A 22,009-nucleotide genomic window follows, 5' to 3' on the forward strand; every position below is an offset into this window, starting at 1 on the left:
AAGGACCAAAGCCGATAACTTTCCCATTCAAAAAACCCTAAAGCTCCTAACCGGGGCTTTAGGGTTATCATGCATATTCATAGGAAAAAGCAGTGCGTCTTCACGCACATTATCAGGCTCGACATCTTCTCCCATCCAGACTGTAACTGTCGGCTCTGGACTCACACCAGATCAACCACAATCATTGATTGTGGGTCACGGACTTGAAGCTAAAATAGCTTCTTACCGTCGGTCGGGAATTTCACCCTGCCCCGAAGATGGAATCGATTATTATATTGTAAATTCATTTTACCCTAACTTTACAAATTTGGCAACAAAGAAGCTTTGCTTATACATACAAAAAACATCCTGTATCACAGCGAACTGATACAGGATGTTTTAAATGCTAATTACTACTTATTCCGCTACATTAATATATAATTTTCCCTCTGCTTGTTCACGTGTTTCATTGCCATAATCATCTTCGACTTTCACTTCAATAACAGCCCCTTCTGCGACAACATTACTAGTCGCTGTCCAATACCCAACATAATGTCCTTCTGAAGTTTCCATCATTGGAAGTTCGGTTGCATTGGTGACCGTATTTGTTAATGGCATATGAATAAAGTAGCTTGCTTTTAATCCTGGCTCACTATCAAACTCAAACTTAACGGTTTGTCCAGCTTCAAGATTAACATCTTCTTCAGGAGTTAAATTTTCGATTTCTGGAGCTGTGAAGTCAACATCAAGTGTGACGGATTCCGTTGCAGTATTACCTGCTAGGTCATGAGCTACAACTTCAATTTGGTTCTCACCCTCGTCTAACAGGATTCGCTTAGAATAGCTTCCTTCTTCCACATCAGCTTCTTGACCATTAACTTCAACAACATCAAGATTTGTATCGGAAACTGTGCCTTCTACTGTAACCGTCTCACGATTTGATTTTTCACCATCTTCAGGATTGTCAATCGTTAATTCAGGTGATTCCTTATCTAACGTTACATTTACAGGTTCCGATTCTCCAGTAGGTGTACCATCCAGAAGAGATACGGCTGTTAACTCATTTGCTCCTTCAGATAATGTTGTTGGAATTGCAAATGCACCATCCTCACCGATCTCTGCTGTACCTACTTCTTCACCATTATTTAACAATTGAATTGTTGTTGTCGGTGAGGCTGTACCTTCTACTGTAACCTCTGTCTCATTCGTGATGGTATCATTAGCAGGAGCTGTAATTACTGGTTCTTCTACTTCGTAATTAACACGAGCACGAATCATATAATTTCCTTCAGCAGAAGGAGACTTCGACCATGTACCACCAACTAATTGATAGCTACGCTCTGCATTTTGACTGCTTTCATCTGTTGCTAGTCCAGGAGCTTCTGTATTCGTTGCTGTCTGAACATAAACAACATAGAATTCTTTATCTACAACAATACCATGTTCCGATAGATCGATAACTGTCCATTCGTTCGAATCACGGATTGCCTCTGCATCGAACGGTCCAGCTAGTTTTTCACCTGGAGCTCCATCTGTACCAGTAGCATCCCAAACTTCAACTTGGAATTCCGTACCTCCTGGATTCGGGAACTCTTCATCCCAGAACTTAAATACAGCTGCATCAACGACGCCAGATTCTTCACCTTCAGGAAGTGTCATTTTTACTCCCCATCCATTAAATGCATCGTAGAAAGCACGTGCATTTTCTGCTGTGCCGTCATCATAAGCAATTTCTCCACCAGGAACAGTATAGAATGGTTCCAATTCCACATTTTCCGTGACATCTCCATCTTCTAGAGATACTTCGACTTCTGTTCCGTGGTATCCACTTGCAACTACTTTTAAGGTATAACTTCCTTTATATGCGGTTAAAGAATAGTTACCTTCTTCATCTGTAGTTACTGGTTCCACATTTGCATCTTCTTCCAATAATAAGGTAGCTCCTGATACAGGCTCTCCCGTTTGTTGATCTGTGACTGTTCCGCTAACGGTGAATTGATCCATTTCTTCCAGGGTAAAATCAGCTTCCGTTGTTCCATCTGCTTCCACTGTAACTGCCTGCTCTTGAGATTCAAAGCCATAAGCTTCAGCTTTTACTGTGAAGTCACCGGCAGCATGCAGAAGCGTATAGCCCCCTGTAGCTGGATCGGTAGCGACTGAACGTCCACTTTCCAACACACTAACTTGAGCACTCATTGGTAATAACGCAGGGCTAATTGTATCCTTTTCTGGATCCAATTCTTTCTTTGGATTTACAGGCTGGATTTTTGCAGGATTCACTTCTTCTTTTAAAGAAGCTTTTTTATCATTTTTAACAATACTTAGCGCATTATCAAAACCAACAACTCCTACATACCCTTTATCTTTTGATACAGAAGCACTTTCACTATTTGATGTTTCAGCTAAAGTTACATCATCAATATACCAGCCTTCTCTCGACACACTTCCATCGCTATCAAGATTGAAACCAATATAAACACGTTGACCACTATATTCTGATAAATCAACTTCTGCATTTTCCCAGCCATCAGTTGTATCCGTTACCCGTAATAGCTGTGTCCATTCTTCCTGATCTGTCGAGATAAATACATGACCGTAATCCCAATTATTTTCAATATTATACCACTGATTAAATTGTAAATAGGCTTCTCCCTCAGGTAAATCAATAGGTGGCATGACCAATGTTGTATTAGCATTATTATCATATTCATCTGCCAAATTAGTTGCATATACATTTTCACCGGAAGCAGCACTCTCAGGACCTGAAGTTGGTACACCACGCTCCCAACTATTTCCTTCTCCAATAACGGACCACCCAGCTGATGGGGATTCAAAATCATCAGAGAAACCAACAGAGACCCCTGGTAATAAAGCAACCTCATAACTATCGCTAGTTACTTCATTGTCTCCAAAATCATTGATAACCCAGTTGTAGGATAAAGATTCACCAGTAAGCTGTTCTCCTGGGATTGTCGCTTGATATTCACCTTGTTTGTAATCACCAGAAATTCGTTCTGCCTCAACGGATTGCGTTTCTCCATCTTGATTTGTATATTCTAATGTTACATTATTAACACTAATGTTATCTGTTACTTCGATCGTTAAATCTAGATCCATACCAATATAGGATTCTGTAATTCCTTCATGCTCAAAGGTAGGTGCTTCTGCATCTTCACCAGCTTTGGTAACCTGTCCTTCTATTGTTCCTAAGCCAGTAACAAGTGAGGAAACAGCATCATAGGCATTTACTAGACCAGCTCCGTACCCATTATTTGGTGACTCAGGAAATTCATCATCCGTCAATGGATTTGCTGTTGTCATTAAAATTTCTTCAAGTTCATCGACAGTGAGACTAGCATCTGCTTGCTTCATTAAAGCTACAACTGCAGAAACCGCTGGTCCAGCCATCGAGGTTCCATTCCATCCACCTTCATAACCACCACCTGGTACACTTGAACGTATATTTACACCGGGTGCAGAAATTTCAGGTTTAATTTCATCGTAAGGAGAAGGTCCTTGTAATGAAAAACTTGCTAGTAAATCTTCTGAATCTGTGGCACCAGTTGCAAACGATTCCGGATAGTTAGCTGGTACAGCAACTGACCCAGGACCACCAGGATTCGTTAATGTTGTATTACCAGCAGAAAATTCCGGGAATATTTCCGCTGCTCTCCAAGCAGTAACCACGTCACGATACCACTCATCCAAGCCAGGACCACCGCCCCATGAATTATTAACTACATCAGGAGCCATGGAAGCGTCACCACCAGGAGCAAGCATCCATTCCGCAGCTGCTAACAACCACGTGTCATAGCCAGATCCTGCAGCATTTAACCCTTTAGCCGAAATCCATTTTGCACCAGGAGCAACTCCAATTTGGTTTGAACCATCTGGCTCGCTTCCAACCATTGTTCCAGTAACATGCGTTCCGTGGCCATGATCATCATAAGCCTCTTCTTCGTCTGCTGTTGCATCGAAAAAGCTATAGGTATGATCCACTTCACCCGTTTCAGCATTATATCCTCGATATTTTTCTTGGAGTGCAGGATGATCCCATTGTGCTCCACTGTCAATACTAGCAACAACAGTACCTGTTCCATCAAAGCCCATCTCCCATACGGATGGGGCACCTACACGTTCTACATTCCATTCAATATTGGCAAGCTCAGATGCAACTTCACCTGCCTCTTTATCTATTGTTACATCATATAGTTCACGCTCTTCGTTTGGTAAGATTTTTTCAACCTCTGCAAACGAAGCTATTTTTTCTGCTACTTTTTTTGTAGCAGTAACTGCCATACCATTTACGATATGGTAAGATTTAAATTTCTCCACATTACCTTTAGATTCTTGTTCTTCTAGGAAAGCTTTTACGTTTTCTTGAGACTCTAGTGCAGTCGTTTTTAATTCGGATATTACTGCAGAGCGTTGTACATGTTCAGCTTTTTGTGCTGACAAACTTGCCTTTGCTGCATCAGACTTTGCATTCTCAGCGACCTTCGTAACATCTGCTTTTTCACTGAATTTCACCAGGAAGGTTACCTTTTCGTCGTCTTTAAATTCTTTTACTAATCGATCACTGACTTTTTCCTCTACTGTTTTATTAGAATCCTTAGCGGCTTGATGTAACTTCCCACTTGATTCTGCATTAGCTAGACCTGGTGTAATTAAAGAAAATGTCATTAAAACTGTTGCTGCGACACTTAGTGCTTTAGATTGACGTCTTCTCTTAGCTTTCAACAGCTATTCCTCCCCTTCTTTTTTGACACAATCTGATGCAGATAAGAACCTATAATAAAAAAACACCTTCTGTCTCCCTCCCTTACCAATTTTGGTTCTTAGCTGACAGCGGTGCCTATCTGAAATATCTAGGTTGTTACAGCAAGTATAGTCGATGGAGAAGTCAGAATAGTGTCGAATCAAGTCGAAAGAATGCCGAATTTTCTAAATTGATAGAATAGTAGTAGTTTTTCTCTGATTTTTACATAGGTATATTTACGGGTGGCTCAAATTCCTATTTATAATAAAATAGCCCTACTCCTTATTACTAAAGAAATAGCGCTACTTTATTAATCAAACTACCTAGGTTATTTACATTGATTTCAAGATAAAAATAAATAAAATGGCCTAGCCTATTACAAATGATTACTTATTCATTTTCGTCTAAATAGAAAAACTAAGACTAAATCACTTTATTTTGTAACAATACACAATACAAATTAATTATGATTTGTAATTTTTATAATAAATTTGACTCATAAATTGAAATGTTGTTATCTTTTTGTTAAAAACTCAATCATCTAACGGGTTTAAGCTTTCTGTTCCGGATAAGGAAGCAATCACCTCTACCAATAGATCAATTTCCTGTTCGATATCTTGTAAACTGGACGTTTCCACAGGAGAGTGCATATAACGTAATGGTAAGGATACCAATGAAACTGGCACACCTTTGCCAGTTAACCGCATCTTATCTGCATCTGTACCAGTCATTCTTGGTGTAAGTTCATACTGTAAAGGCATGTTTAACGCATTAGCTGCCCTTTCTAATAGTTGGTTTATTTTTCGATTAATTGGTGCTCCTTTTGCCAATACTGGCCCATTCTCTAGGCGCACATCTCCATATTTATTTGTATTAACGCCAGGATAATCGGTAGCAAATGTTACATCACAAGCGATAGCCATATCTGGTGCTAAACCTGCTGCAGCAAAGTATGCTCCCCCCATATTAGTCTCTTCATTCACGGTGCTTGCAGCATATACGCCAACTTGACAGCCTTTTTCTTTTAAGCGTTTTAAGACTTCCGCAACAATAAAAGCACCTGTACGATTATCGAGACCACGCCCAGCAATATAACGATCAGCCAATATCTCTGGTACAGTTTGATAAACAGCTAAATCACCTATTTGGATTTTCTCTTCTGCTTCCGCTTTGGAACGAAATCCACAGTCAATGAACAAGTCCTCTAACTCAAAATCATTCTTCAATCCGCCATGATGCTGCGCATTCACACCAATTACTCCGGTAACGGTACTCTGAAATCCCAATACGGTTACTTTCATACCTACAGCTGCTTTTGGATTAATGCCCCCCATTTTATCAAAATGCAAAAAACCATTTTCATCCATTCGATTAATTACTAATGCTATTTCATCACAATGACCTGCTAACAACACTTTAAACGGTGCTTGAGGATTTAACACTCCAATTGCATTTCCAGCATGATCCGTACGTATTTCATCTGCAAAGACTTTTACATATTGAATCCACTTCTTCTGTATTTCCATTTCATTACTGGATGGCGATGGAGTTTTTAATAATTCCAACAAAAAATCTTGATTTGCTAAACTCATGTTTTACTTCCTCCTTTAGTGGCACACTTACCATTTATATGATAGCAAAAATTTCTCTAGAGATCATTTTTGTTTACGCATGAATGTAGGATGGGTACACTTTAAAGTAAATGAAATAGAAGGAGAGTATACGATGAACTTAAATCAATGGTTTGAAAAAGGAATAAACCCAGATACATACATTGAATCTATGGAAAAGCATAAAGAAAACTTGCTATACATCTACGATCATTTCGAATTACCTAATGATCAAACATTTTTTTCTAGCGTTGTGAAAAAGAAGCTACGTATCATCATACTTACTGAAGATTGGTGTGGAGATGCCATGTTAAACATACCGATATTATTACGTATAGCAGATACAACAGACATGGAGGTCCGTATGCTGCTTCGTGACAATAATTTGGAATTAATGGATAACTATTTAACAAACGGCAAATCACGTTCTATTCCAATTTTTATTTTCATTGATGAACAAGGTGAAGAAATCGCCAAATGGGGGCCAAGATCAAGTACCCTTCAATCATTTGTTGATCAATCTCAAGCTAAACTTCCTCCTAAAGATGCAAAAGACTATAAAGATAAATGGAAGGAGATGATTTTCTTTATGACGAAGTCTTATCGCGACCATACCCCGTTCTGGAATGACGTTTATCTTAGTTTAAAAGAAACGATCCAAGCAGCAACAAAATAAGTGGAGTAAAGGCCGAATGTATGCATTCCGCCTTTTTTTTATAGGTTATAATTGAACGTCCATGTCTATACTAGGTAAGAAACATCTTAACTTGATAAACAATATCTGCACCGTGCTTCCTCATAATTGTAAATAGGAAGCCAGGCCTAGCCTTCTGTAAATCATTACTCAATATCTTAAGTTGAAATTTGTATATAAGTAAGTAGAAACAGGTGAATAGCGTGAGTGTCCGACTTTTTAAACAAATATATTTCAAACTTCCTATATTTGTAAGACTACTATTAGTTATATTTATACTGATGTGTTTTTTTGGAACATTAATCCACTTGGTAGAACCGAACCAATTTCCTAGTATTTTTGATGGTATTTGGTGGGCATTTGTAACGGGTGCTACAGTGGGGTATGGCGATTATGTTCCCTTAACAATCACCGGGAGGATCGTTGCAATTTCTTTAATATTAACTGGCGGTGGATTGATTGCTTTTTATATTTCCACCATATCTGCTGCTACAGTGCAACATGAACAAGATCTAGAACATGGAAAGGTAGCATTTAAAGGGAGCAACCACCTCATCCTCATTGGATGGAATGAGCGGACCAGACAATTAATTGAATTCATTGCTCAATCGAGTTCCCATATTCGCATGGTTCTTATTGATACAACCCTTGAACATGTTGCCTTTTCCGATTATCCTGTCCACTTTATTCAAGGAGATCCTACGGAAGATGCCATTCTTGAAAAAGCCAATATTAAGTTAGCTGATCGCGTATTAATAACAGCGGATATTACAAAAAGAGAACGAGAAGCAGATAATTTCTCGATTCTCACTGCAGTAGCCATTCGAGGGAACAACGCATCGATTCCAATTATTATTGAAATTCTAGCTGCAAGTCAGATTGAGAATGCTCATCGTGCTGGAGCAACAACCATATTACGTTCGAACGACTTTACAAGCGCACTATTTTATCATGAATTATCCCGTGATACAAAAGCCAGACCATTTGAAGACATTTTTTTCATGCTTACATCACAACAATTTCACCATGCCTCATTGCCCGAAGAATTTGAGAACATGTCATTTGGTGACATTGCCAATATTCAACGTAAAAATCAGCAAATATTAATTGGCGTTATAAGAAATAATCAATACATGATGAATCCAACGTTTGAATTTGTAGTTAAAAAAGATGATATTTTGATTGGGTTAATCCCTTGGAATTACTAAATCCTCTACTTTTTTCATTAACGCTTTGCCTGAATCAATATTTTCCTCTGGAATCTCCGTATCTGGGTCTGTTGGAGCTTGAAATTGATTGAACGTATCTTGTACTAGCCCAGCAGATCCCTTACTATCATATCCTGATTGATATTGATGCCCTAATAAAAATGGCTTTTCCAACCGAACCGTAACACCAGGGAAATCTAAAGATCCTTGTACTGCATAAAAAGGAATACGTAGAAAGTAATAAGTTCCTTGATCATCCATTTTTAAATCAAAATAGCCTTTGTCATAATCCCAATTCGATCCGATAACAAATCCTTCTGGTTTCAAAATCTCTTCTAAGACATACAAGGAATAAATCTTATTTTCTAATCTGGATTCAAGAGGTACCATTTTTTTCTTCTCCTTCTCTTTCGATAGTAGTAATCAAATGATTTACTAATATGTTTTGCTACATCCTAATTATTATGCTAAAATATTTTATTGTGTAAAATGAACCGAATAATGATATAGGAGTTGTTCAGCATGACAAGCAATTTTGAGAACGGTCAAATTTTAGAAGGAAAAGTAACTGGAATTCAGCCATACGGTGCCTTTGTTGCCCTAAATGAAGAAATCCAAGGACTTGTGCATATTTCTGAAGTGACACATGGATATGTAAAAGATATTAACGATCATTTATCTATTGGTGATAACGTAAAGGTAAAAATTCTTCAGATTGATGAAGAAAATAACAAGATTTCTTTATCTATTCGTGCAACGGAAGAGGCTTCCCAAAAACAGGAGAAACCAAAACAAGCACCAACGAAACAACAGAGCAACGAATCAACTGGATTTAATACACTTAAAGACAAGCTTGAAGAGTGGATTAAACAATCTGAAGGTAACGCTAAAAATTAAAGTAAAGGCAAACTCCTTATTCATCGAGTTTGCCTTTTTTAGTGATTAACTATCCACACGTTTAGGATCCCGTTGATCCGCAAACGCTTCGTCCGTTTTAAATAACAATGGCAGTAAACAAAGGCCACTAATTCCAACTAATGTATAAACTACTCGAGCAATAGCTGCACTTTGTGATCCTCCAAAAATGGCTGCCACTAAATCAAATTGAAATAAACCAATTAAGCCCCAATTCACTGCGCCAATAATCGTTATAGCCAAAGCTGTTCGCTGTAATCCATTCATGAGTTTATCCTCCTTTTATCATTCATTTCTACTATAGCTTTTACCATTATCAGCAAAATATGTAGTTGTCTTTCTTGATTTCCCAACATGTCTTGGGTAAAGTGAATAGTGTAGTATTTATTACTAGAGATAGAAATGTTTCCATTTTTATATAGGAGGATAAGCTTATGAGTCATGTATCGTTTAATTATAAAAAAGCACTTCCGTTTCTTCATGAACAGGAAATTAATAATCTACAAAGTGCGGTAGAAGCTGCACATCAATCCCTTCATGAGAAAACAGGAGTAGGCAATGATTACTTAGGATGGATTGATTTACCAGAAACGTATAACAAGGAAGAATTTAATCGAGTAAAGGAAAGTGCAGAAAAAATCCGAAATAACTCAGATATCCTATTAGTAATAGGTATTGGTGGCTCTTATTTAGGTGCACGGGCAGCATTAGAAATGTTAAATCATTCTTTTCAAAGTTATCTATCTGCAGACGAATTAAATAGCCCCCATATTATCTTTGTGGGACATCATATGAGTTCTACATATATACGCGAATTGCAAGATATCTTACAAGATAAAGACTTTTCTATTAATGTTATTTCAAAAAGCGGAACAACTACGGAACCAGCCATCGCTTTTCGTATCTTCAAAAAAATGTTGGAAGAAAAATATGGTGAAGAACAAGCTAAAGAACGAATCTTCGCAACTACTGATAAAGAAAAAGGCGCTTTGAAAAATACTGCTGATCAGGCTGGATATGAGACATTCGTAATTCCTGATGCTGTTGGTGGAAGATATTCTGTATTAACTGCTGTTGGCTTATTGCCTATTGCAGTAAGTGGTATTTCAATTGATGAAATGATGTCAGGTGCTCATCAAGCGATGCAAGATTTAGACGAACCCTCTTTACAGCACAATCCGAGTTATCAATATGCAGCAGTACGTAATATTTTATACAATAAAGGAAAAACAACCGAGATGCTCATTAATTATGAGCCAAGCTTGCAATACTTTGCTGAATGGTGGAAACAGTTATTTGGTGAAAGTGAAGGCAAAGATAATAAAGGAATTTATCCATCTTCTGCTAATTTTTCAACTGATTTACATTCACTGGGGCAATATGTCCAAGAAGGACGCCGAAATATATTTGAGACCATTCTGCATGTTAACCAATCAAAATACAATATTACAATAGAAGAAGATGGTGAAAATGCAGATGGCCTTAATTACCTTGCCGGAAAAACACTTCATGAAATAAATGATAAAGCTTTTCAAGGTACACTATTAGCCCATACGGATGGAGATGTTCCTAATCTAGTAGTCGAAATTCCAAAGCTGGATGCATATACATTTGGTTATTTGGTATACTTCTTTGAAAAAGCTTGTGCAATAAGTGGATACTTACTTGGGGTTAACCCTTTCGATCAACCTGGAGTAGAAGCATATAAGAAAAATATGTTTGCATTACTTGGAAAACCAGGTTATGAAGATGAGAAAAAGCAACTTGAAAATCGATTATAATTAAAATAGTTTCCAATTAAGGTTTATATTTCTATATTTGGGGTATGCTATAAAATGTAAGACTTTCTCGTATTCCCCCTGTAGGCAAAGCGATAATCGCTTTGCTTTTTTTATTGCTTTTTTTCTCGAATTTATTGCAAGAGGATAGAGGCAAGAAATGTTATACTATAACAAATAACTAATTAGGAGGGCACTAATGGGAATTTTTGATTTGCAACATGATAGAAAAAATACAAAATCTGTGAAATGGGATATGCTAAAACCTGTTTTTCAAACAGAGGATGTGCTGCCAATGTGGGTAGCAGATATGGATTTTCAAGCTCCAGAAGGAGTGAATAATGCATTAATTGAACGAGCAAAACACGGGATTTATGGATATACCATCGTCGATGATACCGTAAAAAAAACGATTGTTGATTGGATTAGCCGCCGGCATGGGTGGGATATTAAAGCAAACTGGCTTTCTTTTAGTCCTGGTGTTGTAACAAGTCTACATATGGCAGTTCAAGCTTTTACTAACCCTGGAGATAATATCTTAATTCAAACTCCAGTTTATACCCCGTTTTATAAAGTGATAGAGAGTCATGAAAGAAATGTCGTCAAAAGTCCGCTTGTTTATAAGGATAACTATTACGAAATTGACTTTGAAGACTTTGAAGAGAAGCTAAAGCAAGGTGTAAAAGCATTCATCCTATGTTCACCGCATAATCCGGTTGGTCGAGTTTGGAAAAAGACTGAATTAGCTGAGTTAGCACATTTATGCTTAAAATATAACACCATCATCATCTCGGATGAAATTCATGGGGATCTAACATTTCCCGAAGAAGTGCATGTTCCAATTGCGTCATTATCTGACCAAATTGCTCAGCAGACGGTAACATGTATGTCTCCATCTAAAACGTTTAATTTAGCTGGACTACAAGCATCTTATATTGTTACGCCCGATAAATTAAAGCGTGACCAATTAGAAACACAACTATCAAAACAAGGTGTAAACGGCTTAAATACTATGGGTAACACTGCACTAGAAGCTGCATACACTTATGGGGAAGCATGGCTAGATGAATTACGTCATGTTTTAAAAAGCCATAAAGATTATGTCAAAGAAACGTTTGAAACGCATACTTCTGAATTAAAAGTAATTGATTCAGAAGGAACTTATTTGCTTTGGATTGATTGTAGTGCCTTAAATATGGATCATCGTGAATTGAAAGAATTTATGATAAATCAAGCAAGAGTCGGATTGAACACAGGTGTAGATTATGGACAAGAAGGTGCCACGTTTATGCGAATTAACATTGCTTGTCCAAGACCAACTTTAGAAGAAGGTGTCAAACGAATTCTATCAGCTGTTCAAAACAGATAAAAATGAAGGAGGCTGCTTTCGCCTCCTTACTCTTCTTGTTTGTCATTATACTGAGTAGGGTCTGTTGGCGACTCCCCTTCTCTATCCTCATCTTCAGCTTCAGATTTAGTCAATTTGCCACAAAGAATTCGTTGTCCTGAGTTCCCTCCAGGTTGACTCATCCCATCATCTTCGTCTTGTGTAACGATTATGGAAGTACCATCCCCTTTTATCAAAGAGTTCTTTCCATCCAATAATGTTGTCTGTGGTAGCATAAGGTCAGCATCCACTAGTCCTCCGGCATCTGCTTCAATATTTGGTAAATCGCCAAGATGGGAGCCTTCTGGATGCATTAAGCCGTGCTCAGCTCCGGTTGGATTAAAATGATTTCCTGCGGATTTAAAATCAGGACCTTCACACTTAGCGTATTCATGTATGTGGATTCCATGAAAACCTGGTTCTAAACCTTCTAACTTTAATTTTACATTTACCCCATCTGATTGTTCATTGAAGCTAGCTGTCCCAACCATATCTCCTGATGCATTATACATTTCCACTTTCCGACTCTTCGGATCCTCCTGCTGACAAGCTGTCATCAAAATAAGAACAATAGATACAATTACCCAACGCATACGACTACTCCTTTTAGCTCTTTTCCCTTATGTTCTCCGAGAAGTGCGAAACGATTCGTGGATTCCTTCTTTTTCAAAGTCAAACATAAAAAGTCTCCTTGTTCAGGAGACTTCGGGCGTTAACTATTCTCTTTCGATTCTTTAATCTTTTTGTTATATTGCTCATCAAATTTTTTCTCATCTTTTTTTGATTTTTTATAAAATAAATACATGACAATACTGGCGGCAATCATAAAGATAATTAAGGTTATTACAGCCGGTATGTATTCTGTCTTGTCCTCTGGAAAATAGAGAAAAGGCATCATTCGCATTCACTTCCTTCACGATCAGTATATCAAACTCGTTAGGATATCGAAACGGCTAATAAAAAATATTCGCCAAACTGTTACATTTTTGGCACAATAATAATAAGGAGGGACGATTGACATGCCAGAAGTACAGTTAGGAGATACCGTTAAAGCTCATTATAAATCAGGGACATATATAGGAAAAGCAATCGCTGACAAAGGAGACCGCTATGTTATCGAAGTATTAGCAGTTAAGAAACATCCCATGCAAGGTGATTTGCATAACCCACATCAAACAGAAGGCGTTTTCTTTCACGAACGGAAAGCGCTGGCTTACCATGAAAAAATGAATGTAAAAAAACCTGCGGTTCATCCTCATTCTGAGTTGATTCCTGATTATAAACAATCCTTGAGGCAAGCGGTTAATGACTATAAAGAAAAGTTAACCAAAGAAGAAACTACTTATAATCAAGCTGCAATGAAATGCTTACAGCAGCTAGAACAAACATATTTTAAATAGAAGCCCTTAGGTTAAAGCCACATTTCACCTATTATGATGAAATGTGGCTTTAAGTTTATGTTTGAAATGGATTATCAAATATACAGTTTTACTTGATTCATTCCCCATTCCCATACCTGTTTGGCTAAAACCTCATCTTTTGCTGTTTTTGCTGTTGGAGCAACTTGTTTCCGATAGAAATAATTCCCTTTTTTTGAAGGTATTGTTTCATTGGTAGCTAAAAAAACTGCCGTTTCCGACCCTTGACTTGGGCTTAGAAAGAAGGGGTGTAGATACGAATATACCTTTTCGCCAAATCCTGAGTTACGATCTACTCCAAGATTTGTTGCAACCGCTCCAGGGTGAAGTGCAAACACAGCTAGCTCTGGTTCACGCCTTTGTAATTCTTTCGTAAACAAAATATTTAATAGCTTTGATCGTCCATAAGCCGTTGCTGGATTATACGACTTACTTAAATTTGGATAACGAATATCAATCTTCCCTATTTTATGAGCACCTGACGATATATTAATGATTCTTCCATCAGAAGATTTTTTTATAGAATCAAGGAGCAGAATAGTTAATAAGAAATGCCCCAAATAATTAACCCCTAGCATCATTTCATACCCATTTATGGTCGTTTGCCGTTTAATCGTAACAACACCAGCATTATTAATTAACACATCTAACTGATTAAATTGACCCTCAAACGATTTTGCGAAGCGTTGTATACTTGAAAAACTGCCTAGATCGCATAGCATTAAAGATATAGACTTTGATCCACTTTTCTTGCTTACTTGATACAGAGCCTCTTCTCCTCTATGTTGGTTTCTGCAAACCATAATAACATGCGCCCCTTGCTTCGCAAGCTCAATAGCTGTGGCTAACCCCATTCCCGAATTTGCTCCTGTAACCATCGCCGTTTTTGTTCTCATGACCACCTCTCCTTCCTCTGAATTCACCATAACATGAACGATCCATCCTTAAAAATATAAATAAAAAACCGTCAGCATAAATACTGACAGTTTCTAAAGGATCTCTATTACTCTCCGAGATGTTCTTTAATTACTTCTTCCACTCCATTAAGTGCTTCTTCTTCATCTGGACCGTTTGTCGTAATTTTAATTTCAGCACCCTTTGGAATGCCAAGAGACATAACACCCATAATTGATTTTAAGTTTACTGTTTTATCATTGTAAGCTATTTCTACTTCTGACTCAAATTGCCCTGCTTTATTTACCAGAAGTGTTGCCGGACGTGCATGGACTCCGGTATCTGCTGTAATTGTAAACGTTTGTTCTTTCATCCTAATTCATCCTTCCAAAAGATATTATCCTATGTACATATTACACGTACAATGTTTCTAGAATTGTTTAGTGAAAAACTGAACTATTAATATTATATACAATAATACGCTTTTTTGAAACAAAAAAGGCATATTTTTTATATGAGAAATTATTTCTAATAGAACTGGTTCGACAAATAGCGTTTAAAGATAACAATTTGTCTTTCCATTTTGCTTATGATAACGTTATGCTGTACATTGTATTGATCTATAAGGAGGAATTTTTATGAGTGTACATATAGGTGCAGAACAAGGCGCAATTGCTGATAAAATATTATTACCAGGAGACCCACTTCGGGCACAATTTATTGCAGAAACTTTTTTAGAAAACCCTATCCAGTATAATCATGTTCGTGGGATGTATGGGTATACAGGTACATATAAAGGAGAACGTGTATCTGTTCAAGGAACAGGGATGGGCGTCCCATCTATCTCCATTTATGTTAATGAATTGATTCAAAGTTATGATGTAAAAAAACTTATTCGCGTAGGTACATGTGGGGCTATCCAAAAAGACGTAAATGTTCGAGACGTTATCTTAGCCCAAGGTTCTACAACCGATTCGCAGATAAATCGAATGGTCTTTGGCGGCATCGATTATGCTCCACTTGCTGACTTCGACTTATTAAAGAATGCTTATGATGCTGGATTAGATAAAGGGCTCCATTTACGTGTTGGAAATGTCTTTACGAGTGATACTTTCTATAGAGATAATGCCAGAGAAGTAAATGAAAAATTAGCTGCTTATAAAGTACTTGCAATTGAAATGGAAACAACGGCTCTTTATACACTTGCCGCAAAATTTGATCGCCAAGCTCTTTCTGTACTTACGGTTTCTGACCACATATTAACCGGTGAAGAAACAACCGCTGAAGAAAGGCAAACGACGTTTAATGATATGATGGAGATCGCTTTAGAAGCAGCCATTAAATAGAAGAGTTATAAAAGGTGACCGAGTTATATTGAAAACGAATAACGTTGCAGCCAGATAATTAACGCAACATGAAATAGGACATGTTTTTCGGCGGTACGACCTCTGCTATACTCGAATGAATTTTCGGACACATGCTAGATCCGCCGCAGAAGGCATGCCTATTTTATATTGCTATGATTATGAATACATAGTCTCCAGTTCCTTTCCGTAGTAATTTACTACTTAAAACGAATGTTAAGTCTGAATACATCTTGTATATTGGTAAACTTATTTCAAAATCAACCCCCCATACTCTCGTCCTTCGACACTAATACAATTTATTTCTATTATCTATTTTCATATTTCTGGAATTTATTTGTCAACCATAATATTTTATCGGTTGACAAAATGAACTTATCAAATTATGATCAATTTAATAGAGGAGGATGTTAAACATGAAAGAATTACGAACAATCGATCTTACATATGGAGCTATTTTTGTTGTTTTAATGGCGATAGGTGCAAATATCACTGTATGGTTTCCTATGCTTGCCATCCCTATTGGCGGGACAAGTGTCCCCCTATCTTTACAAACATTTTTTGCTGTTTTAGCTGGTCTAATGTTGGGTAAAAGATTAGGAAGTATTTCCATGATTGCATATATTCTAATCGGGTTAGCTGGTGTCCCTGTATTTTCCGGTCTTTCTGCTGGACCAATGGCATTTCTAACTCCAACAGGTGGGTTTATCATTTCCTTTGTATTTATTGCATATTTTACAGGAATGATCATTGATAAGCCTCAAAGAAGAATTTTTCCATATTATTTAGTAGCTGCAATTATTGGTACCTTAATTAACTATGGAATTGGTGTTACTTATATGTACATCGCATTGAATACATGGATGGGAGTTCCCATTTCCTATTACCTAGCTTGGGGAGGGATGATTCCGTTTCTTATTAAAGATATTGCTTTTGCTGGTTTAGCAGCGATATTCATGGTCCGTATTGCCACCCGTATCCCACAGTTCAAGCAAGCAAAAGCAGGTTAAGTGCAGTAACTCTACTTGCAGGTTCCGCCTATGTGTCTTCCATCCATATGATAATATAGCATTAAGGATAAATGATGCATATTGTCTTGTTGCAAAGGATACACTTTCCTTAGAAAGGATGATCGACACAGATGGAATTATTTCAAAATTACCCATTATGGGCAGCATTTATTGCAATTATTTTTGCGCAAGTAGTAAAAATCCCTATTTCCCTTATTGTAACAAGAGAATTCAAACCGAACTTGGCCTTCAGTACAGGAGGAATGCCTAGTAGTCATTCTGCAGCTGTAGCAGCCTTAACAACAGGGCTAGGTATTGTAGAAGGTGTAACTTCAAGTTTTTTTGCCATCTCTTGTGTTTTCAGTATTATCATTATGTTCGATGCAACCGGCGTTCGACGTCAAGCTGGAGAGCAAGCCATTGTACTTAATAAATTAATTAGAGATTTTCAAGTATTTGTCGACGGAGCCAAAGAGTGGCCGAATAAAGAAGGCAATGAAAAAAGAAAAGAATTAAAGGAATTATTAGGGCATCAACCCATTGAAGTTTTTTTTGGTGGCTTGGTAGGTATAGCAATTGCATTTATTCTACATGAATTTATATATTAAATAAAAACGGGATACGATCTACATCAAATCGTCTCCCGTTTTATTTCATTAGCTATCTGTAATTTCTTGTCTAAATACTTGTAATGCTTTATTCTCATTCAATTGCTTTAAGTTTTCCTCTGTTAAATTACCGTTCCCTTTCTCAACAATATAAACTTCCAGTTCCTTCTTTCCCCATTGCTGATAAACATCCTCAACAGTGTCATAATAAAGATCAATCTTATTACCAGTAATTGCACTACCTTTATCAGCAACAACTCCAAATCCATAATCGGGAATAAATAAAATCGTTCCGATAGGATAAACACTTAAATCAGCAGCAATAGTAGAATACAAGTCTCGTGTTACTTTAACACCAGAAAATGTAATTCCGTATTCTGGATGATTTGGTGATTTTCCAGTTGATTCCACACCTGCAGTATAACCAGTAGCTATCACATTAGCACTTGGGTATTGCTGATAATTTACTGCTTCAGCCAATGACTCGGGTGCCTTAATCTGTTCACTAGAAATATAACGCTTCTCTTCTTTCTTCACATTTAATCCCTTGTTTTCCAACTTCGTCTGACGCATTGGATTACCTTGATTTGAACCATTAGTTACTGCTTCAATTGCAGGTGTTTGCCCATTTGACCAAACTTTCATGTCTGCAAAGGATACATTGCTTATCGATGTAATTGTTGTAAGAAACGCAAAGATTGCTAAGAGAAATAAACTTGTCCTACGAATAAAATTTTTAATTTTCATGTATAACACCTCTCTGGATGTCATCATTTCCAATCTACAAAATTTTATTCATCATTCTATTAAAACATTTGATATCCACTTTTTCGAAGTAGTTTTATAACGAAGCCCGATACAATCGTTCCTGCAAACCCTGCTGCTAATATCCCGATGTCTACTGGTGTAATTTGCATTAATCTAGAAAACGCTTCCGAAAACGCTTCTACCGGCGCTTTAAAGTACTCCCACGTAGAAATATTATCAACAATGATTAACACTACAATTGGATATAAGAAAGCCATTAACCATGTCCTTCTTAATAGCATATTCAATATAAATGCGATACCAAAAAAGATTACAAAATATAATAAAATAGATACGACTAATTGAATCAAATTGGGTGTCTCCCTTCAGGTACTCTAGTTATCTAATTTTTTCCAGTTTCCTTGCCATCATATCCTTCTCCATTTTAAAGGAATTTATATAAAAAGCAAAGACAGTACATGCCTTTGCTTCTTCATTCTTTTACATGAATAGTCAAAAAATTGTCACACCATAGCTAAAACGTTGATAATATGGTGATTTAATAAAAAATATTAAATTTCCCCTTTTTCATTAATAAACCGAAGCCACCTAATTTCCAAAGATAGCGATTATCAATGATCTTTTTCATTACAGTAGCTTTCCATCCCAGTAATTTTTGGTTATTTAATATAACACCAATTGCGTCATTACTTCCCAAAGAAGCAACTGTACCTAAAATGTTCGGTTCAAACGTTTCCATCTTTGTATTATGAATGAGTGCTTTAACATTATGTGCAACAATATCCGATTGTTGAATTGCAATTTGTGCAGTGGGCGGATATGGTTTGCCGCTTTCCTCATTCATAATCAGTGCACAATCGCCAATAACAAAAACGTCACTATACTCAGGCGTCCGCATGTCAGCTTGAACTTCTATTTTTCCTCGATTATTTTGAAATCCTGATTTTTCAATGATAGAGTTCGCTCTTACGCCTGCGGCCCATACTGTTGTTAAGGTTGGAATTTCTACTTCTTTTCCATTTTTTTCATATACGACACTTGTAGCTGTACATTCTTTCAATAAAGCACCCGTAATAAATTCTACTCCACGTGATTCAAGCGAATTCATTGCATATTCAACAAGCTGTGGGTCAAATCCTGGTAATATAGTTGGCGATCCTTCAATATTAATAATGCGAACTAAATTCTTATCAATATCGTATTCTTTACATAGTTCTGGGATACGATCCGCAAGTTCCCCTAAAAATTCAACACCAGTAAATCCTCCACCACCCACGACAATATTAAGTCGGGCTTGTTTTTTTGTGTTTTCGTTATGATATAAAGCAAAATTATAATCGATATGTTCACGTATAAGGCGGGCACGATTAATGTCTCCAATGGTGAAAGCATTTTCTGCAAGACCTGGAATACCAAATGTCGCTGCTTCAAAGCCTAGTCCAATAACTAGAATATCATAATGTAATTGATTATTTTCCATTTTAACTAGTTTTTCTTCTGGTTTTACAGAAATAACCTTGTCCTTAATAAAGTTTACTTTATTAATATCAATGACAGAATTAATTTGAATTCGCGTTCGGTCATGGTGCAGTGTCCCAGCTGCATTTTCGTGTAACCATGTTGTTTGGTAATGATAATCATTCATATTAACTAATGTTATATTCGCTTCATTGCTACCTAGTGACTTTTGCAATTTAACCGTTGTCATCATTCCGCCATAACCAGCACCTAAGATCACAATATTTGGTTTATTCAACGTCATCACTTCCAATAATTTACTATTTTGTGTGCTTGTGACATATTTCACGAACTAGTCATAAGAAAAACTTGGCTAAATGCCAAGCTTTTATGGTCAAGCGTTAGATGAAAGAATACAAAAATCCAGTATTTTTCCACGTTCCAACCGATTTAGCCGAACCATATCATGATTCAATAATTTGTCACATAATCGTAATATCTTCCTTGAATATAGTAGCCTTTTTTCAATTATATTTCAACCCAATCCACAGTTTACCGAATTATTAAATTATTCCTAATTATAAATTTCATATGAAGCGAGTACATTAATATTCTATTGTGGTCTAGATATGATAGTATAAAAAGTGGCGTAGATAAACTATATAGAAGTGGAGGGGATCATTGTGTCGAATGAGGTATATGATGTGACAATCATAGGTGCAGGGCCAGTAGGATTATTCACGGCTTTTTATGGAGGCATGCGCCAGGCAAGTGTAAAAGTCATTGAAAGTTTACCACATACTGGAGGGCAGTTAACTGCTTTATATCCAGAGAAATATATATATGATGTTGCCGGATTTCCCAAAGTTAGAGCACAAGAGCTAATTGATAATTTAGAGGAACAAGCTAATATATTTGATCCGGAAACCGTTTTAGAACAGGCCATTGAACAAGTTGAACGTCTTGAAGATGGAACGCTGAAATTAACTTCTAATAAAAATGAAGTACATTATACAAAGACTATGATTATTACTGCTGGAAATGGCGCATTTCAACCACGCCGATTGAACATTGGAGATTGCGAAAAGTTTGAAAATATAAACCTTCATTATCATGTGAAAGATATGAATCAATACAAAGACCAAAATGTAGTCTTATTAGGTGGAGGAGATTCAGCTGTTGACTGGGCACTAATGCTAGAACCAATTGCTGAGAGTGTCACGCTTGTTCACCGTAGAGATAAATTCAGAGCACATGAACATAGTGTTGAGAAGTTGCATGCATCGAATGTCGAAATTCTTACTCCATTTGTTCCTTCTGAAATAAATGCTGGCGATAAAATTGAACAAGTTATCTTAGAGGAAGTGAACGGAGATCGCAAAATAGAATTAGACGTCGATGCCGTGCTATGTAATTATGGATTCGTTTCTACTCTTGGTCCAATTAAGGATTGGGGTCTAGAAATTGAGAGAAATAGTATTGTAGTTAATTCAAAAATGGAAACGAACATTCCTGGTATCTATGCAGCTGGAGATATATGTACGTATGACGGCAAAGTTAACTTAATAGCAACTGGTTTTGGAGAAGGGCCAACAGCGATAAATAATGCGAAACAATATATTGATCCAAAAGCTAGAATTCAACCCAAACACTCTACAAGCATGTTTTAAATGAAGTATATATTGAAAAAAGCTGAAGCTACTATCTGCTTCAGCTTTATTTATTACTATCTAGCAATCACCTGGAACGCCTGCTTTATCCTTTGTTCTAAATGAGGAACCACAGCCACAAGAAATAATGGCATTTGGATTATCAATACTAAATCCCCCGCCCATCATATTCTGTTTAAAATCAATGGTTGTTCCTTCAATAATTGGAATATCTTGGTTATTTAATACAACAGGTATACCATTAATCACTTCTGTTGTGTCCAATTCTTGATTAATATCGTATTCAAATCCAAGTGAATAGGATAATCCACTGCATCCTCCGCCTTTTACACCGAAGCGTAAATACGCCCCTTCGGACTCTTCCTTCATCATGACTTGAATCTGCTGACTTGCATGATCGGTTATTGTAATAGACATATCATGGACCCCCTTTTCCTAAACTGATTAATCTTAAGTATACAAAGTAAATAGAGTTGATTCAACTTTTTG

At 36.9% G+C, this 22,009-nt stretch carries 22 protein-coding genes and 1 riboswitch; of the genes, 10 read left to right on the forward strand and 12 right to left on the reverse strand.

Features of this window, described 5'->3' with window-relative positions:
- Positions 1-119 precede the first annotated feature (119 nt).
- A riboswitch (FMN riboswitch) is annotated at positions 120-263 on the reverse strand.
- Between the two features lie 133 nt (positions 264-396).
- Together JKP73_RS00150 and JKP73_RS00155 are read right to left on the reverse strand one after the other, a co-directional pair.
- Complete coding sequence (locus JKP73_RS00150) at positions 397-4,719, reverse strand: S8 family peptidase (RefSeq protein WP_200410787.1); 4,323 nt, start codon at positions 4,717-4,719, stop codon at positions 397-399.
- A gap of 552 nt (positions 4,720-5,271) precedes the next feature.
- Positions 5,272-6,330, reverse strand: a complete 1,059-nt coding sequence (locus tag JKP73_RS00155; protein WP_021288895.1) for a M20/M25/M40 family metallo-hydrolase — start codon at positions 6,328-6,330, stop codon at positions 5,272-5,274.
- Between the two features lie 133 nt (positions 6,331-6,463).
- Between JKP73_RS00155 and JKP73_RS00160 the strand changes: the two genes are divergently transcribed.
- Both JKP73_RS00160 and JKP73_RS00165 read left to right on the forward strand, forming a co-directional pair.
- A complete protein-coding gene (locus tag JKP73_RS00160) occupies positions 6,464-7,024 on the forward strand; it encodes a thioredoxin family protein (RefSeq protein WP_021288896.1) in 561 nt (186 codons plus the stop codon).
- Between the two features lie 221 nt (positions 7,025-7,245).
- Complete coding sequence (locus JKP73_RS00165; protein ID WP_038243169.1) at positions 7,246-8,250, forward strand: potassium channel family protein; 1,005 nt, start codon at positions 7,246-7,248, stop codon at positions 8,248-8,250.
- Here the strand turns inward: JKP73_RS00165 and JKP73_RS00170 are convergent.
- Positions 8,230-8,640, reverse strand: a complete 411-nt coding sequence (locus tag JKP73_RS00170) for a YugN family protein (protein ID WP_160806570.1) — start codon at positions 8,638-8,640, stop codon at positions 8,230-8,232. The two genes, JKP73_RS00165 and JKP73_RS00170, sit on opposite strands and share 21 nt — an antisense overlap.
- A 132-nt stretch (positions 8,641-8,772) precedes the next feature.
- Between JKP73_RS00170 and yugI the strand changes: the two genes are divergently transcribed.
- Positions 8,773-9,147, forward strand: coding sequence for a S1 domain-containing post-transcriptional regulator GSP13 (gene yugI / locus JKP73_RS00175; RefSeq protein WP_021288899.1), 375 nt, complete (start codon positions 8,773-8,775; stop codon positions 9,145-9,147).
- Positions 9,148-9,192: 45 nt separating this feature from the next.
- Here yugI and JKP73_RS00180 read toward each other — a convergent pair whose 3' ends face one another.
- Positions 9,193-9,432, reverse strand: coding sequence for a DUF378 domain-containing protein (locus JKP73_RS00180; protein WP_021288900.1), 240 nt, complete (start codon positions 9,430-9,432; stop codon positions 9,193-9,195).
- Between the two features lie 167 nt (positions 9,433-9,599).
- On the opposite strand from JKP73_RS00180, the gene JKP73_RS00185 reads away from it, so the two are divergent.
- Positions 9,600-10,946, forward strand: a complete 1,347-nt coding sequence (locus tag JKP73_RS00185; RefSeq protein ID WP_160806571.1) for a glucose-6-phosphate isomerase — start codon at positions 9,600-9,602, stop codon at positions 10,944-10,946.
- A 196-nt stretch (positions 10,947-11,142) separates the two neighbouring features.
- Positions 11,143-12,312: a MalY/PatB family protein gene (locus tag JKP73_RS00190; protein WP_160806572.1), complete on the forward strand. Its 1,170-nt coding sequence runs from the start codon at positions 11,143-11,145 to the stop codon at positions 12,310-12,312.
- A gap of 26 nt (positions 12,313-12,338) precedes the next feature.
- On the opposite strand, the gene JKP73_RS00195 is transcribed toward JKP73_RS00190, so the two are convergent.
- Together JKP73_RS00195 and JKP73_RS00200 are read right to left on the reverse strand one after the other, a co-directional pair.
- Positions 12,339-12,923: a superoxide dismutase family protein gene (locus JKP73_RS00195; protein WP_021288903.1), complete on the reverse strand. Its 585-nt coding sequence runs from the start codon at positions 12,921-12,923 to the stop codon at positions 12,339-12,341.
- 119 nt (positions 12,924-13,042) lie between these two features.
- Positions 13,043-13,228 (reverse strand): hypothetical protein, encoded by a 186-nt coding sequence (locus JKP73_RS00200; RefSeq protein WP_021288904.1) that lies wholly within the window; start codon positions 13,226-13,228, stop codon positions 13,043-13,045.
- 121 nt (positions 13,229-13,349) lie between these two features.
- On the opposite strand from JKP73_RS00200, the gene kapB reads away from it, so the two are divergent.
- Positions 13,350-13,730 carry a kinase-associated lipoprotein KapB gene (kapB, locus tag JKP73_RS00205; RefSeq protein WP_021288905.1) on the forward strand — a complete coding sequence of 127 codons (381 nt, stop codon included), beginning with the start codon at positions 13,350-13,352 and terminating at the stop codon, positions 13,728-13,730.
- Between the two features lie 74 nt (positions 13,731-13,804).
- Here the strand turns inward: kapB and JKP73_RS00210 are convergent, their stop codons facing one another.
- Together JKP73_RS00210 and JKP73_RS00215 are read right to left on the reverse strand one after the other, a co-directional pair.
- A complete protein-coding gene (locus JKP73_RS00210; protein WP_021288906.1) occupies positions 13,805-14,644 on the reverse strand; it encodes an SDR family oxidoreductase in 840 nt (279 codons plus the stop codon).
- Between the two features lie 107 nt (positions 14,645-14,751).
- Complete coding sequence (locus tag JKP73_RS00215; RefSeq protein ID WP_021288907.1) at positions 14,752-15,015, reverse strand: phosphocarrier protein HPr; 264 nt, start codon at positions 15,013-15,015, stop codon at positions 14,752-14,754.
- 265 nt (positions 15,016-15,280) lie between these two features.
- Between JKP73_RS00215 and deoD the strand changes: the two genes are divergently transcribed.
- From deoD to JKP73_RS00230, 3 genes are all read left to right on the forward strand, one after another.
- On the forward strand, positions 15,281-15,988 hold the full coding sequence (deoD, locus tag JKP73_RS00220) for a purine-nucleoside phosphorylase (protein WP_021288908.1): 708 nt from the start codon (positions 15,281-15,283) through the stop codon (positions 15,986-15,988).
- 434 nt (positions 15,989-16,422) lie between these two features.
- Entirely contained in the window at positions 16,423-17,016 is a 594-nt protein-coding gene (locus tag JKP73_RS00225; protein ID WP_021288909.1) for a biotin transporter BioY, read from the forward strand.
- Between the two features lie 131 nt (positions 17,017-17,147).
- Positions 17,148-17,624: a divergent PAP2 family protein gene (locus JKP73_RS00230; RefSeq protein WP_021288910.1), complete on the forward strand. Its 477-nt coding sequence runs from the start codon at positions 17,148-17,150 to the stop codon at positions 17,622-17,624.
- Positions 17,625-17,672: 48 nt separating this feature from the next.
- On the opposite strand, the gene spsC is transcribed toward JKP73_RS00230, so the two are convergent.
- The 3 genes from spsC to JKP73_RS00245 form a co-directional block, all read right to left on the reverse strand.
- On the reverse strand, positions 17,673-18,371 hold the full coding sequence (spsC, locus tag JKP73_RS00235) for a stationary phase survival protein SpsC (RefSeq protein ID WP_021288911.1): 699 nt from the start codon (positions 18,369-18,371) through the stop codon (positions 17,673-17,675).
- Between the two features lie 59 nt (positions 18,372-18,430).
- Entirely contained in the window at positions 18,431-18,742 is a 312-nt protein-coding gene (locus tag JKP73_RS00240; RefSeq protein ID WP_200410788.1) for a YuiB family protein, read from the reverse strand.
- A 188-nt stretch (positions 18,743-18,930) separates the two neighbouring features.
- On the reverse strand, positions 18,931-20,148 hold the full coding sequence (locus tag JKP73_RS00245; protein WP_021288913.1) for an NAD(P)/FAD-dependent oxidoreductase: 1,218 nt from the start codon (positions 20,146-20,148) through the stop codon (positions 18,931-18,933).
- A 385-nt stretch (positions 20,149-20,533) separates the two neighbouring features.
- Here JKP73_RS00245 and JKP73_RS00250 point away from each other — a divergent pair, with 385 nt between their 5' ends.
- Positions 20,534-21,520, forward strand: coding sequence for an NAD(P)/FAD-dependent oxidoreductase (locus JKP73_RS00250; RefSeq protein WP_200410789.1), 987 nt, complete (start codon positions 20,534-20,536; stop codon positions 21,518-21,520).
- Between the two features lie 60 nt (positions 21,521-21,580).
- Here the strand turns inward: JKP73_RS00250 and JKP73_RS00255 are convergent, their stop codons facing one another.
- Positions 21,581-21,937, reverse strand: coding sequence for a HesB/IscA family protein (locus JKP73_RS00255; RefSeq protein ID WP_200410790.1), 357 nt, complete (start codon positions 21,935-21,937; stop codon positions 21,581-21,583).
- Positions 21,938-22,009 lie beyond the last annotated feature (72 nt).

It is taken from the genome of Virgibacillus salexigens, assembly GCF_014905415.1.
Classification (GTDB): Bacteria; Bacillota; Bacilli; order Bacillales; family Amphibacillaceae; genus Virgibacillus; species Virgibacillus salexigens.